Source organism: Robiginitalea biformata HTCC2501, from assembly GCF_000024125.1.
Taxonomy (GTDB): domain Bacteria; phylum Bacteroidota; class Bacteroidia; order Flavobacteriales; family Flavobacteriaceae; genus Robiginitalea; species Robiginitalea biformata.
The window spans coordinates 996,534-1,013,161 of record NC_013222.1; the positions used below are offsets into that span (position 1 = coordinate 996,534).

12 protein-coding genes are annotated in these 16,628 nt (G+C 56.8%); 11 read left to right on the top strand and 1 reads right to left on the bottom strand.

Annotated elements, in window-relative coordinates; genetic code table 11:
* The first annotated feature begins 84 nt into the window (after nucleotides 1-84).
* From hppD to RB2501_RS04470, 8 genes are all read left to right on the top strand, one after another.
* Complete coding sequence (gene hppD, locus RB2501_RS04430; RefSeq protein WP_015753552.1) at nucleotides 85-1,227, top strand: 4-hydroxyphenylpyruvate dioxygenase; 1,143 nt, start codon at nucleotides 85-87, stop codon at nucleotides 1,225-1,227.
* Nucleotides 1,228-1,731: 504 nt separating this feature from the next.
* Nucleotides 1,732-2,583 (top strand): DUF3108 domain-containing protein, encoded by an 852-nt coding sequence (locus RB2501_RS04440; protein ID WP_148214292.1) that lies wholly within the window; start codon nucleotides 1,732-1,734, stop codon nucleotides 2,581-2,583.
* Nucleotides 2,584-2,592: 9 nt separating this feature from the next.
* Nucleotides 2,593-3,558, top strand: a complete 966-nt coding sequence (locus RB2501_RS04445; protein WP_015753555.1) for a tryptophan 2,3-dioxygenase family protein — start codon at nucleotides 2,593-2,595, stop codon at nucleotides 3,556-3,558.
* A 5-nt stretch (nucleotides 3,559-3,563) separates the two neighbouring features.
* Nucleotides 3,564-4,880 carry a peptidoglycan DD-metalloendopeptidase family protein gene (locus RB2501_RS04450; RefSeq protein ID WP_015753556.1) on the top strand — a complete coding sequence of 439 codons (1,317 nt, stop codon included), beginning with the start codon at nucleotides 3,564-3,566 and terminating at the stop codon, nucleotides 4,878-4,880.
* Nucleotides 4,861-6,498, top strand: a complete 1,638-nt coding sequence (gene pgi / locus RB2501_RS04455; protein WP_015753557.1) for a glucose-6-phosphate isomerase — start codon at nucleotides 4,861-4,863, stop codon at nucleotides 6,496-6,498. The genes RB2501_RS04450 and pgi overlap by 20 nt, the downstream gene beginning before the upstream one ends.
* 170 nt (nucleotides 6,499-6,668) lie before the next feature.
* Nucleotides 6,669-9,380 carry a TonB-dependent receptor gene (locus RB2501_RS04460; protein ID WP_015753558.1) on the top strand — a complete coding sequence of 904 codons (2,712 nt, stop codon included), beginning with the start codon at nucleotides 6,669-6,671 and terminating at the stop codon, nucleotides 9,378-9,380.
* Between the two features lie 113 nt (nucleotides 9,381-9,493).
* On the top strand, nucleotides 9,494-9,931 hold the full coding sequence (locus tag RB2501_RS04465) for a hypothetical protein (protein ID WP_015753559.1): 438 nt from the start codon (nucleotides 9,494-9,496) through the stop codon (nucleotides 9,929-9,931).
* 44 nt (nucleotides 9,932-9,975) lie between these two features.
* On the top strand, nucleotides 9,976-10,566 hold the full coding sequence (locus RB2501_RS04470) for a 3-keto-disaccharide hydrolase (protein ID WP_015753560.1): 591 nt from the start codon (nucleotides 9,976-9,978) through the stop codon (nucleotides 10,564-10,566).
* Nucleotides 10,567-10,622: 56 nt separating this feature from the next.
* On the opposite strand, the gene RB2501_RS04475 is transcribed toward RB2501_RS04470, so the two are convergent.
* Nucleotides 10,623-11,597, bottom strand: coding sequence for an endonuclease/exonuclease/phosphatase family protein (locus tag RB2501_RS04475; RefSeq protein ID WP_238528104.1), 975 nt, complete (start codon nucleotides 11,595-11,597; stop codon nucleotides 10,623-10,625).
* 277 nt (nucleotides 11,598-11,874) lie between these two features.
* Between RB2501_RS04475 and RB2501_RS04480 the strand changes: the two genes are divergently transcribed.
* Genes RB2501_RS04480 through RB2501_RS04490 form a run of 3 tightly spaced genes read left to right on the top strand, consistent with a single transcriptional unit; the run spans nucleotide 11,875 to nucleotide 16,620 of the window.
* Nucleotides 11,875-14,643, top strand: a complete 2,769-nt coding sequence (locus RB2501_RS04480) for a TonB-dependent receptor (RefSeq protein WP_148214293.1) — start codon at nucleotides 11,875-11,877, stop codon at nucleotides 14,641-14,643.
* A 29-nt stretch (nucleotides 14,644-14,672) separates the two neighbouring features.
* Nucleotides 14,673-16,094 (top strand): DUF5689 domain-containing protein, encoded by a 1,422-nt coding sequence (locus RB2501_RS04485; protein WP_187289183.1) that lies wholly within the window; start codon nucleotides 14,673-14,675, stop codon nucleotides 16,092-16,094.
* A gap of 49 nt (nucleotides 16,095-16,143) precedes the next feature.
* On the top strand, nucleotides 16,144-16,620 hold the full coding sequence (locus RB2501_RS04490; RefSeq protein ID WP_015753564.1) for an ankyrin repeat domain-containing protein: 477 nt from the start codon (nucleotides 16,144-16,146) through the stop codon (nucleotides 16,618-16,620).
* Nucleotides 16,621-16,628: the final 8 nt, after the last annotated feature.

Genomic DNA, 16,628 nt, shown 5'->3' on the forward strand with positions numbered 1-16,628 from the left:
CGGGCCATGTGGTGATGGAACTGCCTACCCTGCGATCCTGATGGGCCGCCCGGCCCGCAAGTGCTAATCTTATACCAAAATACCATGTCAACAAAAGATAATACTTCCCTGAATCTGCCGGTGGAAAATCCCGAGGCAGAGGATTTCCTGCCCTTGTTGGGTACGGACCACGTCGAACTCTATGTCGGGAATGCCAAACAGGCGGCCCATTACTATATGTCTGCCTGGGGATTCCAGCCGGAAGCCTATGCAGGCCTGGAAACCGGCCTCAAAGACCGGGTCTCCTACGTGCTCCGGCAGGACAAAATCCGGCTGGTGCTTACTTCGCCCCTGAAACCGGGTGGCGATATCAACCGGCATATCGAACGCCACGGGGATGGGGTCAAGGCCATTGCCCTGTGGGTGGACGATGCTCGCAAGAGCTTTGAGGAAACCGTCAAACGCGGGGCGGAACCCTATTTGGAGCCTGAAATCCGCGAAGATGACAACGGGAAAGTGACGCTTTCCGGTATCCATACCTACGGGGAGACCGTGCATATCTTTGTGGAGCGCTCGGGTTACGACGGCCCCTTCATGCCCGGATACCGGGCCTGGGAGCCGCATTACCGGGCGGAACCCACCGGCCTGAAATACATCGACCACATGGTGGGGAATGTCGGTTGGAACGAGATGAACAAGTGGTGTGAATTCTACGCCAAAGTGATGGGGTTTGCCCAGCTGATCTCCTTTGACGACAAAGATATTTCCACGGAGTACACCGCCCTGATGAGCAAGGTGATGAGCAACGGGAACGGCCGGATCAAATTCCCGATCAACGAGCCCGCCGAAGGCCGGAAGAAATCCCAGATCGAGGAGTACATCGAATTTTACAACGGGGCCGGGGTGCAGCATATGGCCCTGGCCACGGACAACATCATCAAGACGGTATCCGACCTGCGCGACCGGGGGGTGGAATTCCTCCGGGTCCCGGCCACCTACTACGAAGACGTACTGGACCGGGTGGGGGAGATCGACGAGAAACTGGAGCCGCTGCGAGACCTGGGCATCCTGATCGACCGGGATGAGGAGGGTTACCTGTTGCAGATCTTTACGAAGCCCATCCTGGACCGGCCAACGCTATTTATTGAAATCATCCAGCGCAAGGGCGCACGTTCCTTCGGGAAAGGCAACTTCAAGGCGCTTTTTGAGGCCATTGAACGCGAGCAGGAATCCCGGGGGACCCTGTAATTCGCCCTACGCCTGAAACCGGTTCCCGGAGCCGGGAAAATCAGGCGCCAGGCCCCTGATTTCTTAAAATTCGGGACGAAACTTATAAAGTATTGTTAAGTTCCGAGTTAAAGAGCGTTAAATATGTCGGCGGGGTCTGCTCCATATTGTATTTTTGGTGGCATAAGGGGTGGTTCCCTTATAAACTTTAAGTATTGGTTTTTCATAATTTAAAGTTTGGTTGGTTATTTAGGAAAAGCCCCGATCGCTTGATTGGGGCTTTTTTTATGCGTGCCTTTTTCGGCGCCAATGCAGCCCATTTTGGCGTGAGGCAGCCCTACTTACGGCGGAAAGGCAGAACTTCTTACGGCGGAAAGGCAGCGCTTCTTACGGCGGAAAGGCAGCACTTCCCGGGAATACGGCTGGAAATTTCCCGCAATACTTTGGAACAAATCTTGTTTATATAAGTGTTATGTGGCGGAATGAACCGCCCATGGTATTGTATTTTTAATGAAATTTGCCCTGATGAAATCCCTGACTCTCATAGTCCTCCTGATATTCTTCTGTGCGGATGCCGGCAGGTCCCAGGCAGACGCGGCCGGGACGCAGGCAGACGCGGGCACCTCCTATCTGGGCGATGTCCGGCCGGCACCTCCGGAGTACCCCGCCTTCAAGGCCGGGGAGTGGTTGAAATTCCGCATCCACTACGGTTTCCTCAACGCCAGTTACGCCACCCTGCACATCACTACCGACACCATTCGCGGCATCCCGGTCTACCACGTGGTGGGACGGGGCCGGACCACAGGTTTTGCCAGTATTTTCTTCAAGGTGGACGACACGTACGAAAGCTATTTCGGGCAAGAGGACGGCCGGCCCTACCGGTTTATCCGCAAGGTGGATGAAGGGGGGTATACCAAGGACATGGAGATCAACTTCGACTACCGAAAAGGCACCGCGCTCCTCCATGACAAGAAGAACGAAAAGAAGTTTAAGTTCGATATCGGCACCTCCATCCAGGACCTGATTTCGGCCTTTTATTACCTGAGGAACAACTACGATTCCAAAAGCCTGGTGGTGGGGGAGAGCATTGAGCTCAACATGCTTTACGACGACGACGGCATCTTCCCCTTTCGGTTGAAATTCCTCGGGCGGGAGACCGTGAAAACGAAATTCGGCAAGGTCCGTTGCCTGAAGTTCCGGCCTTATGTACAGTCCGGTCGTGTGTTTAAAGAACAGGAAAGCTTATCTTTGTGGGTGTCCGACGACCGGAACAAGATCCCGATCCGGATTGAAGCAGACCTGGCGGTGGGCTCAATCAAGGCGGACCTCGACGGGTACAATGCCCTGAGGAACCAGTTCCGGATCATTATGGATTAAGGCCCATCCATGGAGAACAAAGAGCGCACCGAATCCCAGATCCGGAAACTGGAAGCCAAGTACAGGGATTCCGGCCAGGACCTCTCCTCCTACCTCGACGGCCTGTTATACCAGCGGTACCTGACCTACTGGGATTACATCCACCTGGATACGCTGCTGAGCCTGCAGGTTCCCCGTACCCACTTCCCGGACGAGGAGATTTTCATCATGTACCACCAGATTACCGAGTTGTACTTTAAGCTCATCCTGCACGAAGAGCGGCAGATCGTGGACGACAAATCCCAGGATATCGGATTCTTCACCGAAAAGGTCAACCGGATTAACAATTATTACAAAGCGCTGATTTCCTCATTCAGCATCATGATTCGCGGGATGGAGCGGGAGCAGTTCCTCCGCTACCGGATGGCGCTGTTGCCGGCCAGCGGGTTTCAGTCTGCCCAGTACCGGATGATTGAATTGTATGCGACCCCCCTGGAGAACCTGGTACACCATTCCCAGCGGGAAGGCCTGGACCCGGATGCGGAGATCGAGGAGCTATACGAGAAAATTTACTGGAAAAAAGGGGCCACAGACAAGGATACCGGAGAGAAGACCCTGACCCTCAAACAATTCGAATACCGGTACACGCCGCGCTTTATCCGGATCGCCAACGAGGTGAAAGGGAATACCATTTATCATAAATACTTAAATTTGCCCACGGGGCTTCGGAATAATAAAGGGCTCACCCGTGCGTTACAACAAATGGACATCAACGCAAACGTTAACTGGCCGTTGATGCACATGGGGTCCGCTTACCGGTACCTGAATAAGGAAAAGGAGACCATCGAGGCTACGGGGGGGACCAACTGGAAGACCTTTCTGCCTCCGAGTTTCCAGAAGATTGTCTTCTTTCCGGAAGCCCACGACGAGAAAACATTGGAAAACTGGGGTAAAGAGTGGGTGGAGCACCACCTGAACCCTGAAAAACAGACCTGAAACGTATGCGAATATTCTGGGGCATTCTGGGGCTGGCGCTGGTGCTGGCTTCCTGCAAGGACCGGCCGTCCGAAACGGCCTTACCCGAATCGAAACCTGAAGAGCCTTTGGTTGCCGAACTGGCCCCGAGGCTCGAATACGGTTTCGACCTCAGGGAATTCGAGGTGGTCCAGGATACGATCCGCCGCGGGGACAGCTTTGGGGAGCTGATGCTCGCCAACAAGGTGGATTATCCGAAAATCGCACAGATATCCGAGAAATACCGCGACACCTTCGACGTGCGGAAGATACGGGTCGGGAAGCCCTACATGATTCTTAAATCCAAAGACACCGCCCAGGCCGCCCAGGTTTTTATCTATCAGAACGACCGGGTCAATTACACCGTGGTGGATTTTCGGGACTCGGCGGTAGCCTATAAGGAAAAACGCCCGGTTTCCTTCAGGGAACGGGAAGTAGCCGGGGTAATCCCGGAAGGGGGTTCGCTGTCCCTGGTCATCGACCAGCTGGGGGTGGATTACCAGGTGACCCTGGACCTGTCGCAGGTCTATGCCTGGACGGTAGACTTTTCGAAACTGGATGCCGGGGATAAATTCCGGATCATCTTTGACGAAAAATATATACAGGACAGCCTCTATGCCGGGGCCGGGCCCATCAAGGCGGCGTATTTTGAGCACGGGGGGAAACCGCTATACGCCTTTGCCTACCACAATGATTCCCTGGACATAATGGAATACTACGACGACCAGGCCGAAAACCTGCGGCGGACCTTCCTGAGCATGCCCATCCGGTTTGGCAGGCTGTCGTCCCGGTATAACCTCAAGCGACGGATCCGGTATTACGGATACAAGGTACGGCCCCACCGGGGTACCGACTATGCGGCACCGATTGGCACGCCCATCCTGGCGACAGCTGACGGCGTCGTTACGGAATCCACCCGTCGGGGCGGGAACGGCAAATACGTGAAGATTCGCCACAACGGCACTTACAGCACGCAATACCTGCACATGAAGGCCCAGAATGTAAAGCGGGGCGATTATGTGCGACAGGGCGACGTGATTGGCTGGATCGGGATGACCGGGAATACGGGAGGCCCGCACGTTTGCTACCGCTTCTGGAAAAATGGCCGCCAGGTAGACCCCCTGCGGGAGGAACTGCCAAAAGCCGAACCGCTCGCGGAGGCCAGGCAGCCCGAATATTTCGATTATATCAACCCGCTGAAGGAACAGCTCGACTGTATCCCCCTGGAACTGCACGAGCCGGCTCCTGATTCCGATGAACTCCTAACTTTCAACCAACCCGAACATGCCCTTTCCGAAAATTAATCCGAGTACCACCCAGGCATGGAACCAGCTCAGAGCCCATTACGAGAGAACACACAACCGCCACATTAAAGACCTTTTTGCCTCGGACCCGGAGCGCGCCTCCCGGATGAGCCTCCGGTGGAATGGTTTTTTCGTGGATTACTCCAAGAACCGCGTTGATGACGAAACCCTGGAACTGCTGTTGTCCCTGGCCGAGGCTTGCGATCTGGAGACGGCCATGGATGCCTATTTCGACGGAGAGGCCATCAACCAGACCGAGGGCCGTGCTGTTTTGCATACGGCCCTGAGGAACGGATCGGATTCCGGCCTGGAAATTGACGGGGAACCGGTGGAAAAGGAAGTCGGCAGGGTAAGGGAACACATGCGGGCTTTCTGTGAGGCCGTGATTAGCGGGGACAAAAAAGGATATACCGGAAAACCTTTTACCGACGTGGTAAACGTTGGGATTGGCGGGTCGGATTTGGGCCCGGTGATGGTAACCGAGGCCCTGCAGTTTTACAGCAACCACCTCCGCACGCATTTTGTGAGCAATGTAGACGGGGACCACGTACACGAAACGCTCCGGAAGCTCAATCCGGAAACCACCCTGTTTGTCATCGTCTCCAAGAGCTTTACCACCCAGGAGACCCTCAGCAATGCCCTGACGATAAAGAAATGGTTCCTGGAGCACGCCACGCAGGCCGACATTGCCAAACACTTTGCCGCCGTATCGACCAACACCGCAAAAATTGAGGAATTCGGCATCGCGGATGCGAACGTCTTTCCCATGTGGGACTGGGTGGGCGGCCGGTTTTCGCTCTGGAGCGCCGTGGGGTTGTCCATAGCGCTTTCCATAGGCTTTGACCAGTTTGAAGCCCTGCTTTCCGGGGCCCGGTCGATGGACCGGCATTTCCGGGAAGCGCCCTGGAAGGAGAATATCCCGGTGATCCTGGGCCTGCTGAGTATCTGGTACAACAATTTCCACGGCGCGGAAACCGAAGCGGTGATCCCCTATTCGCAGTACCTCCACCGGCTGCCTGCCTACCTGCAGCAGGGGATTATGGAAAGCAACGGCAAAAGCGTGGACCGCAACGGCGTACCCGTGGCCTACCAAACCGGGACAATTATCTGGGGGGAGCCGGGTACCAATTCCCAACACGCCTTTTTCCAGCTCATCCACCAGGGCACCAAACTCATCCCGGCCGATTTTATCGGTTTCCGGCATTCCCTCCACGGAGACAGGGAGCACCATCTAAAACTGATGGCTAATTTCTTTGCACAGACCGAGGCGCTGATGAACGGGAAGACCCCGGAAGCAGTGCGCGACGAACTCAGCGGTCAGGGCCTCGGTGACGACGCCCTGGAAAACCTGCTGCCCTTTAAGGTGTTTGAAGGGAACAAGCCCACCAACACAATCCTGATAGAGCGGCTGAGCCCGGAAAGCCTGGGCGCCCTGGTAGCGCTCTACGAGCACAAAATCTTTGTCCAGGGGGTTATCTGGAACATCTTCAGTTACGATCAGTGGGGGGTGGAGCTCGGCAAGCAGCTGGCCTCGACGATCCTCTCGGAACTCACCAGCGGGCAAGTTGGCAATCACGACACCTCCACATTGCAACTTTTGCAATATTTTAAGAGTTAACTTACCGAAGTCGCAACTGTTAACGCTATTGTATAACTTGTTGCGGATCAGCATAGTTTAGACAAATTTTGTGTTAAATTTGCCCCGGGGAATTTAACATTCCCTTAATGCTTAAGTGCGCAATCTGCGCCACTTTTGCACCACATTTCAAAACCAAAATAACACAGAACATGAAAAAATTAGCCTTAACCTTTATCCTGGTTTTTGCAGCTTTGGCCAGCCATGCTCAGGCGACGCTGACCGGGACCGTCACCGACGGGGAGATGGGTGGTCCGCTGCCCGGAGCTTCGGTTGTCGTTAAAGGGACAACCAACGGAACCACTACCGATTTTGACGGAAACTTTACCCTTGAAGCCAGTACGGATAGCGGGGTGCTCGTGGTCACCTATATCGGGTTTATGCCCCAGGAGGTTTCTTTCTCCGGGTCTGCAAGCCTGGGAACCATCCAGCTGATGCCCAATGTGGAAGTGCTGGAAGGCGTAATCGTAACCGGGGTACAGGATATCGCCAGGGACCGGGAAACACCGGTGGCAGTTTCCACCGTACGGGCCGAGGAGATCCAGCTTAAGTTGGGATCCCAGGAATTCCCGGAAATCCTCAACACAACCCCTTCTATCTACGCTACCAAGAGCGGGGGTGGATTCGGGGATGCCCGGGTGAACATCCGGGGTTTTGACACCAACAACTCGGCCGTGATGATCAACGGTATCCCGGTCAACGACATGGAAAACGGGCAGGTATACTGGAGTAACTGGGCCGGACTTTCGGACGTGACTTCGGCCATCCAGGTACAGCGGGGTCTGGGTTCTTCCAAACTCGCTATTTCCTCTGTCGGGGGTACGATCAACGTAATCACCAAGAGTTCCAAGCAAACCGAGGGCGGGTCCTTCGGCGCCACCGTAGGGAACAACGAGTACTTTAAATCCATCGCTTCCTATTCTTCCGGGATTCTGGAGAACGGGTTTTCCGCCTCCCTGCTGCTGAGCCGCACGGCGGGCAGCATGTATGCCGACGGGACCCAGTTTGAAGGCTATAACTTTTTCCTCGGCCTCGGGTACACTTCCGGGGACCACAACCTGGAATTCATGGTAACCGGCGCGCCCCAATGGCACCACCAGCGGAGCTTTGCCCCCTCGATTGCCGATTACATCCAGTACAGCGACAACGGGGTAGACCCGGACCGCCGCTACAACAGCGACTGGGGCTACCTGAACGGAAAGGAGTTCAGCTTCCGCCGGAACTTCTACCACAAGCCGGTGATCAGCCTGAACTGGACCTGGGATATCAACGAGGTCTCCACGCTGGAAACTTCCACCTACGCCTCTTTCGGCCGGGGTGGTGGAACCGGGGAGATCGGGCGTTCTGCCGGTGCCCGCCAATTTGACGGCCGCTGGAAAACCGCCAACGGGCTCGTGGACGTAGACCGGATCTTCGCGTACAACAGCGGGGCACCCGTCATGTTCGACGGCTCCATCGTACAGCGCGAGCAAACCAACGGCCTGTATGTGAACCAGGGAAGCGGCGACCGCTCGGATGCGAACGGGATTTCCCGTCGGGCTTCCATCAACTCCCACAACTGGTACGGGGTGCTTGCCAACCTGACCAACCAGTTCTCAGACCAGCTGACCGTCGATTTCGGTATCGACCTGCGTCGCTACACCGGATACCACTACCGCCGGGTGAACAACTTGCTCGGGGGGGATGCCTACCTGCAAACCGATAACCAGAACAACGACCCGAACCCGCTGTTCTTTGAAACCTACAATGCCAACCAGCCGTGGTGGGTATTCGGGGATATCGACGAGGAGGAGAAAATTGACTACTACAATACGGGCCTCGTAAACTGGATGGGTGTTTTCGGACAGGCGGAGTACCGCTTTACGGAAGACATCGTGGGCTTTGTCCAGGGATCGCTTTCCAACCAGGGCTTTGCCCGGGAGGAATTCTTCAACGAGGTACCTCCGGAGCAAACCGATTACGAGAACATCCTCGGCGGAAACGTCAAGGGGGGTGTTAACTGGAACATCGACGCGAACCACAACATCTTCGCCAATGCGGGCTATTACAGCAAGCAGCCGTTGTTCGACGCGGTTTACATCAACTTCTCCAACACGCTCAACCCGAACCTCACCAACGAGAAGATTACCGGGTTTGAACTCGGGTACGGTTACCGCAGCTCCATGTTCCGCGCGAACGTGAACCTGTACCGCACCAGCTGGAAAGACCGCTTTGAGTCTGTTTCCGCCACGTTCAATGCCGGGGAGCCGGATGAGATCCGAGGCAGCGCCAACCTGCTCGGGATTACCCAGGTACACACCGGGGTAGAGGTGGATGCGCAACTGCGGGTTGCCGACGCCCTGACCCTCACCGGGATGCTTTCTGTCGGAAACTGGCAATATCAGGACGATGTAAGTGCCACGTACTTCGACGCGGAGAACAACCCGATCGTCATCGACGGGGTAGAGCAGCAGGAGATCCTGCCGCTCGATGGTGTTAAGGTGGGCGATGCCGCCCAGTTCACCGCCTTTATCGGGGCCGACTACAATATCCTCGACAACCTGAGCGTGGACGCCGGCTACCGCTATGCCGACAACCTGTACGCCCAGTTTGACGCCACGGACGTCGGGGAGGAAGGCGCCCTGAAACTGCCGTCCTTTGGCCTGATGGATGCCGGCCTGACCTTCAGCATGCCTTTCCTGGAGAAGACCATGAGTTTCCGGCTGAACGTCAACAACGTCTTTGACAAAGTGTACATCGCCGAAGCGGATACAAACATTTTTGCCGAGCCGGGCGACGATACCTTTCAGGGGATCAACACGGCCAACCGGGTATTCTTTGGCTTCGGCCGTACCTGGAACGCCAGCCTGCGCTTCAACTTTTAATAATCGGGAATTTCCGGGAGGTCAACCCTCCCGGATTTCAAGGGAAAACCCCGGCGGTATCGCCGGGGTTTTTTTATGCCAAAAAGTAATACCTTTACGGGAAAACCGACTGCATGGAAATCTTACAAACCGTCCACTCCTACCTGGCCTATGTGGCCCTGGCACTTTTGTTCCTGGCCGTTGCCAATGCCCTCACAGGCCTGGCTAAAAACAGGATATTCACCATGGAGAAGGACTTGCGGCTGAGCCTATTTACATTGATTATCTGCCATATCCAGCTCCTGGTGGGGCTCGTGCTTTACTTTGTGTCCACCAATGGCTACAAAGCCCTGAGCGAACTCGGCATGGGCGGGATGAATGCGGCGGCCCGGTTACTGGCCGTGGAACACCCCCTGATCAATATTGTTGCCATTGCCCTGGTCACCGTGGGCTGGTCGCGCCATAAAAAGTTCCTGGACGGAAAGGGCAAATTCAAGAGTATTGCCATCTTTTACGGCCTGGGGCTCCTTTTGATCCTCAGCCGCATCCCCTGGGCCAACTGGTTTAACTGATTCTCCTTCTGCAAACAACTATAACCCATTTAAAACAACTTGTGATGAAATACATGTATTGCCTGATACTGGCCCTGGTATGCGCGCCCCTGGCGGCCCAGGAAACGGAATTGTTCAATGGCGAGGACCTGTCGGGCTGGACGGTCTACGGCACCGAAAAGTGGTATGTGGAAGACGGATTGTTGGTGTGCGAGAGCGGCCCGGACAAAGGGTACGGCTACCTGGCCACGGATAAGCACTACAAGGATTTTGTGCTGACCCTGGAATTCCTGCAGGAGTCCGACGGCAACAGCGGGGTCTTTATCCGCTCCACAGTAGACGGCACCAAGGTGTCCGGCTGGCAGGTGGAGGTGGCACCCCCGGGGCACGATACGGGCGGGGTCTACGAATCTTATGGCCGCGGCTGGCTCATCAAGCCCGAGGCGGGGAAACCCGATGTAAAGATGGGCGAGTGGAACACGATGAAAATCATGGTCTCCGGAGATACCATCACCTCCTGGCTGAACGGTACGGAAATGATTACGCTCACCGACGAGAAAATCGGCCAGGGCGAAGGCTCCATTGCCCTGCAGATCCACGACGGGGGCGGCATCAAGGTGAAATGGCGGAACATCGTCGTTACCGAGCCGCAGTAGGCACAAGCTCGAAGTAGGCCGTAGTTACCCCGTATTGATTCATCTGCGGGGTTCCGTTATTCGGGATTTTCCGGGACCCCACCGGAGTTTGCCGCTATTTCTTTACGTATCAGGAAGGCATACACCGGCAGGTGGTCGCTGTATCCGCCCTGGTAGGAACCGCCTGCATAGGTGCGGAACGGATAGCCCTTGTAGGGGCCCGAGGAGGTGAGCAGGTAGTCCGGGCGGAAAACCCGCGCTTTCCAGAAACGATACCCGGTTGTATCCCGGAACCAGTTTCCGTTGAACATGAGTTGGTCGAATAAATTCCAGCGATCCCCGTAGGCGAGGGAGCCGCTGCCTGCCAGGAAGAGCGGTTCCATGGGATTGAAAAATTCCCGCGATGCCAGGCTGTCCCGGCTGCTGCCCGAACCCAGGGTGAACCGGATGCTGGCATCCGTGGGGTCGTCGTTATAATCTCCCATCGAGACGAAGCGGGCATTCGGATCCAGCCGGAGGACGGAATCCAGGATGTCCCGCTGCAGCGATGCCGCTGCCCGGCGGTAAGCTTCCGTCGCCGCAACCCCGCCACTGCGGGAGGGCCAGTGGTTTACCGACAGATAGACGGGCTCTCCGTCCAACACCCCGTACACCAGTAATTGATCGCGCGTAAACCGGCGCCGGTTCCGGGTATCGTATAGCAACAGTCGCCGACTGGCACTTTCGATGGGGGTAAAACAGGCTTTTTTATACAGAAAAGCCACGTCAATCCCTCTCCGGTCCGGGGAATCGTAATGAACGACCCCGTATCCTTTGGTGCGCAGGGCTTCCTGCCCCAGGAGGTCTTCCAGCACCGCCCGGTTCTCCACTTCGCACAAACCGATCAAATCCGGCGAACGCATGGCAGTTTCCCGTCCGATGTCCGACAATACCCCTGCAATACGGCGGAGTTTCACCCGATACCGCTCCTCAGTCCATCGATCCTCCCCTTCCGGGGTCCTGGAATCATCTGCCGTAAGCGAATCGTCCCGCGTGTCGAAGAGGTTTTCCACATTGTAAAAAGCAAGGGTCCGGATGCGGTAGTGCCCGGGGGTTAATCCCTCTTGCTCCCTAGCATTCCCAGGGGATAAACCTGGTGCAGGGTCGGATTCCGGCGCGGGAAGGCCCGGCGGGAAACATCCCCGGAGCAGCAGGCCCAGTAAAACACAGGCAATCCCTCTTCTGGCGTTATACCAATTCATCTGCGGACAAATGTACTACGCGGCCACGCAGGGAACCTGCAGGCCCCCGTGTTACTATTGCATCCCGGAACCAGAACCGGCAGGGAAAATGCGAAAAGTAGCGGGCGTTTATATTCTATTCCTTTTATGGGTGGCAGCCCCCCGGGCCTTGTGCGCCCAGGAGTATCTCGTTCGGGGGCAGGTGCGGGACGACCGGAGCCGGGAAGCCCTGCCGGATGTTCGGGTTGAGGTAGTGGAACCTTCCGGGACGAGCGGATCCGTCCGGGCGGTATGGAGCGGGACAGACGGTCGTTTTACCCTGAAAACCGTCCGGGACAGTTTGATTATTTCCCTGGTTTGCGCGGGCTATGTTGCCCGGGAAATTACCGTTTCTGTCCGTGACCAGGGAATTACGGACCTTGGCATCCTGTATATGCGGCCGGAAATTACCTGGGATGACGAGGCGGAGGTGGTGCTCCTGTCCCGGGAACAGTTGGACGCCCCGGCGGATGCAGCGCTTTCCAGCCCCCTGCTGCACGCCCGGCAGGATGTGTTCCTGAATCGCGCTTCCTTCGATTTTAGTGCGGGTTTCTTCCGGTTGCGCGGGATGGACAACCGGGAAGTGTCCCTGAGGTTCAACGGGGTCCCTTTAAACGCTGTATATGACGGTCGGCCGGCATGGAGCAGCCTGGGAGGGCTTACGGATATTGCACGGAACCGGGTTTCGAGTGCCGGGCGGAATTACAATCCGGCCGGTTTTGGCCGGACCCTCGGACTCACGGATATCCGGGCATATCCCCCCCATCTCCGTAAAGGGATGCGGTTGACGGCATCCTCGAGTAACCGGAGCTATCGATACCGCCTAATGGCTACCTACGTTTCCCATCCGGGGAAGGCAGGCCTATCCTATATGGTTTCCGCCGGGTGGAGGTACGGGGCCTCCGGTTACGTTCGCGGAACGCCCTATCATTCCCATGCGGTCTATGCCTGTATGAACTGGACGCCGAACGCGCAGCATGCCTTCCGTCTGGGGGGGGTGTATGCAAATACGCGCAGGGGTCTTTCCACGGCCCTGACCCCTGAGGTAGCCGGCCTGATGGGAACTCGTTACAACCCGGGGTGGGGCCTGTCCGGGGGAGTCATCCGAAACGCGCGCCAGCGCCTGGAATCCGAGCCCCTGATATTTTTCAACCACGAATTTCGGGCCAGGGGCACCCGGTGGGAGACCGCTATCGGTTACCAGGTTCAGAATCAAACCCGAACACGGTTGAGTTATTTCGATGCAGCAAACCCGGACCCTGTGTATTATCGAAACCTTCCGTCTTTTTATTACAACAGCCCCATCGGGGCGAATTATTCGAATTCGAATCTTGCCCGGAAAGCTTTCGTTTCTAACCCGCAGATCAATTGGGATGCCGTCTATGCGGCGAACCGAAACCCGGAGCACCAGGGCCGTGCCCGCTATGCCGTCACAGGGGATTTCCGGCAGGGCGGCCGTTTGTATATCGGGAGCCGGGGAACTTTCCGGATCAGCCGGAATCTCCGGGCGGGCGCCGGCCTGGAATATTCCGACGCCAACCTGGACTTTGGCCGGCGGCTCGTGGATTTGCTGGGGGCGGAATACCATGTGGATTCTGACCCTTTCAGTGGTACGGGGAACGACCTCCTGGGGCCGGAACAAAAAACAGAGGGAATGACTGCCGGATACTCGTATTCCCTCAGGGCGCGGTCCATTCGGGGCTTTGCCCAGTTTCATGCGGCTGTGGGCCGTTGGGAGGCCTGGGGGGGAATCCAGGGAGGGACTACCCGGTACCACCGCGAAGGCCTTTATCAAAACGGTCGGTATCCCCAATCTTCACTGGGCCGAGGAGATAACCTGGATTTTAAGTCCTTGTCCGTTCGGGCAGGGGCCGGCTACCGGTTTTCGGGCAGACATGGGATGCACGGGGTTTTCGGCCTGTCCCATCGCCCGCCATTCTTATCCGAAGCCTATGTAGACCCGAGGGAGAACAACCGCCCGTTTCCCTCGGAAGCGACCGGGAAAATCCTGGGGGGAGCCCTGACGTACTGGATGCGGTACCCCAGGATCAAGGGACGGGTTACCGCCTATTATTCCCGGTTTTCCGACCAGCGGTCTGCCCGGTCCTACTATGCCGAAACAGCCCATGGTTCGGCCTTTTTCCGGGAAATTACCACCGGCTTGGCAGCCCTGCACCGGGGCGTTGAAACCGGCCTGGAGTATCAGTTGGGGCCGGCCGTAACGGCAACTTTCGCCTCAGCATTGGGCACCTTCACCTATTCGGGCCGGCCGCGATTGCGGATGTACTATTTCCCGGATCCCCGGGAACCCACAAACCTGCCCGGAGCGGGAGTCTGGGATGCGGGGAACGCCCGGCTGGATGGCCTGCAGATTTCCGGCGGACCTACAGTGGCGGGTTCACTGGGGGTTCGATACCGGGACCCGGGCTACTGGTGGCTGGACGTCCGGGCCAATTACCTGGGGCGCCAGTACGAAAGCCTGGCCCTGCTGCGGTATGTACCGGATTTCCGCCGGGACCCGGAGGGAGTCGCAGCCCCTCTATCGGAAGATGACCCCGTAATACAGAGAATATGGGAGCAACGGCCGCTTCCGGGATATTACCTCCTGAATATCAGCCTGGGAAAGTCCTGGTTGTTCGAAGGGCATTATATCGGGGCATTTGTCGGGGTAAACAATGCCTTCGACACGAGACACCTCACTGGCGGATACCAGCAGGGTCGCCTGGCTACTTATGCAGATTATCTAGAAGACCGCCAAAGCGGCCACCCTTCTTTCGGGAGTCGCTACTGGTATGGGTATGGTAGAACGTATTATTTAAATGTGACATGGAGTTTTTAAATCGAATCTGGAATTTATCGGGAAGGGTAGTGTTAATCTTTGCCCTGGTCCAATCCACAGGTTGCGAACCCTCGGATCCGAATCCGGGGACAGGGTCGGATTGCGAGGACGTGAATGAGGCATCTGTCGGTTTCCCGGAGCTGTTTCGAATGTATACGGGGACCCCAACGGAAATTACCGTCGAGAGGTACCTGACCGGCGTGGTGGCATCCTCCGACCGGGAAGGCAATATTTTTGGCACCATCTATATCCAGGACCTGGCGGAGAACCCCCGTTCAGGCATTGCCCTGAAGACGGATCTGGTGGGTTCCGATGCGCTGTTCCCGCCGGGAACCCGCGTGAGGCTCTGGTTGCCCGGGCTGTATCTCGGGCTTCAGGATTCCGGGTATGCCCTGGGGACCCCCAGGGAAGTTTTCGGGAATATCTTCCTGGATCGTTTACCGGCTTTGGCAACTGCAGAACGCCTGGCCCCCGATTGCGGGGATTTCGAGGGGATCCAACCCACTGCGGTCCGGGCAGAAAGCCTCGATTCAACCCTGGTCCATACGCTGGTCCGAATCCAGGACGTGGAGGTCGATCCGGAGTTTAAATCACGGCCCTTTGCCGAAACGGAAGAAGAAACCCTGGTCCCACTGCTGAGCTGCACAGGGACCCGACTGGGCCTGGTCAATAGCGGGTATTCCGAATTTCGCGATGAAGAATTGCCCGCGGGTAGCGGGACGGCGACGGGGATTCTCCTGGGGGAAGCGCCCGAATACCGTTTGTTGCTTCGTTTCGCATCCGATCTGGATATGGAGGCCCCGGCGTGTCCGGACCGTTACCCACCCGTGAGCTCGGATCGCCTGTTTATCTCCGAGCTTGCAGATCCCGACAATGAAACAGGTGCCCGGTTCCTGGAATTGTACAATGCGGGCGACCAGCCGATCGACCTCAAGGGCTGGAGCCTGCAGCGGTACACGAATTCCAATCCGGAACCCGGGAACCCGTTCAACCTGGACGGTTTCAGGATAGAACCCGGGGGCACCCTTGTATGCACGTCGAATCCCGAAACTTTTGAGGCCGTGTACGGCTTTTCGGCCGACGCGGTGTTATCTTCCAATGGACCTGCCGATTCCAACGGGGACGATAACCTGGTCCTTATTGACCCGTTCGGCAACCGGGTGGATATTTTTGGAGTCCCGGGGGAGGACGGGTCCGGGACATCCCACGAATTCGAGGATGGTGGGGCATTCCGCCGGGGCGAGGTATTTCGGGCCAACCCGGAGTTCAATCCGGGGGAATGGGAGATATACAACGACAGCGGCGGCCATGGCACGGAAAAGAGGCCGCTGCAGGCACCGGAAGACTTCACACCCGGTTCCCACAACCTGAACCGAGGAGGGAAACTTCACGGGGATCTACCCAAGGACGTAAAACGACGAAATCGGGCAGTAGCTGCGATTTGGGAATAATGCCTGAAAGCGCGTATCAGGCTATCCAATATTCTGTATTTTTGAAGCTATGGACACGACGCAATTCTTTGAAAAAATCCGGGAGGGCAACCTCGATGAGGTCAAAAGCGCCCTGGCTGCCGACCCACAGTTGCTCAACGCCCGGGACCAGCGGGGTTCCACGCCCCTGGTCCTTGCGGCCTACTACAACCAGAACGAGGTGGTGGCTTGCCTGCTGGAAAAGGGGGCTCCCATAGACGAAAAAGACGGCTCGGGGAATACGGCCCTGATGGGGGTTTGTTTCAAGGGTTATACGGACACGGCTAAACTGCTTATAGATTCGGGGGCAGACGTGAATGCGCGCAACGGTATGGGGATGACCTGCCTGATCTTTGCTGTGACCTTCAACCAGGAGGGGATTGCACGCCTTTTGGTGGAAAACGGGGCGGATGTCAACGCCATCGACGCCCGGGGCGAATCCGCTTTGGACCACGCCCGGAACCAGGGCCGGGAAGGCCTGGTGGAATTCCTGGAATCCCACAGCTGATTTGCCGG

Coding starts and splice junctions, on each gene's coding strand:
- RB2501_RS04470 (WP_015753560.1), top strand. CDS start 9,976: ATGAAATACATGTATTGCCTGATACTGGCCCTGGTATGCGCGCCCCTG.
- RB2501_RS04465 (WP_015753559.1), top strand. CDS start 9,494: ATGGAAATCTTACAAACCGTCCACTCCTACCTGGCCTATGTGGCCCTG.
- RB2501_RS04460 (WP_015753558.1), top strand. CDS start 6,669: ATGAAAAAATTAGCCTTAACCTTTATCCTGGTTTTTGCAGCTTTGGCC.
- RB2501_RS04490 (WP_015753564.1), top strand. CDS start 16,144: ATGGACACGACGCAATTCTTTGAAAAAATCCGGGAGGGCAACCTCGAT.
- RB2501_RS04450 (WP_015753556.1), top strand. CDS start 3,564: ATGCGAATATTCTGGGGCATTCTGGGGCTGGCGCTGGTGCTGGCTTCC.
- RB2501_RS04480 (WP_148214293.1), top strand. CDS start 11,875: ATGCGAAAAGTAGCGGGCGTTTATATTCTATTCCTTTTATGGGTGGCA.
- RB2501_RS04440 (WP_148214292.1), top strand. CDS start 1,732: ATGAAATCCCTGACTCTCATAGTCCTCCTGATATTCTTCTGTGCGGAT.
- RB2501_RS04445 (WP_015753555.1), top strand. CDS start 2,593: ATGGAGAACAAAGAGCGCACCGAATCCCAGATCCGGAAACTGGAAGCC.
- hppD (WP_015753552.1), top strand. CDS start 85: ATGTCAACAAAAGATAATACTTCCCTGAATCTGCCGGTGGAAAATCCC.
- pgi (WP_015753557.1), top strand. CDS start 4,861: ATGCCCTTTCCGAAAATTAATCCGAGTACCACCCAGGCATGGAACCAG.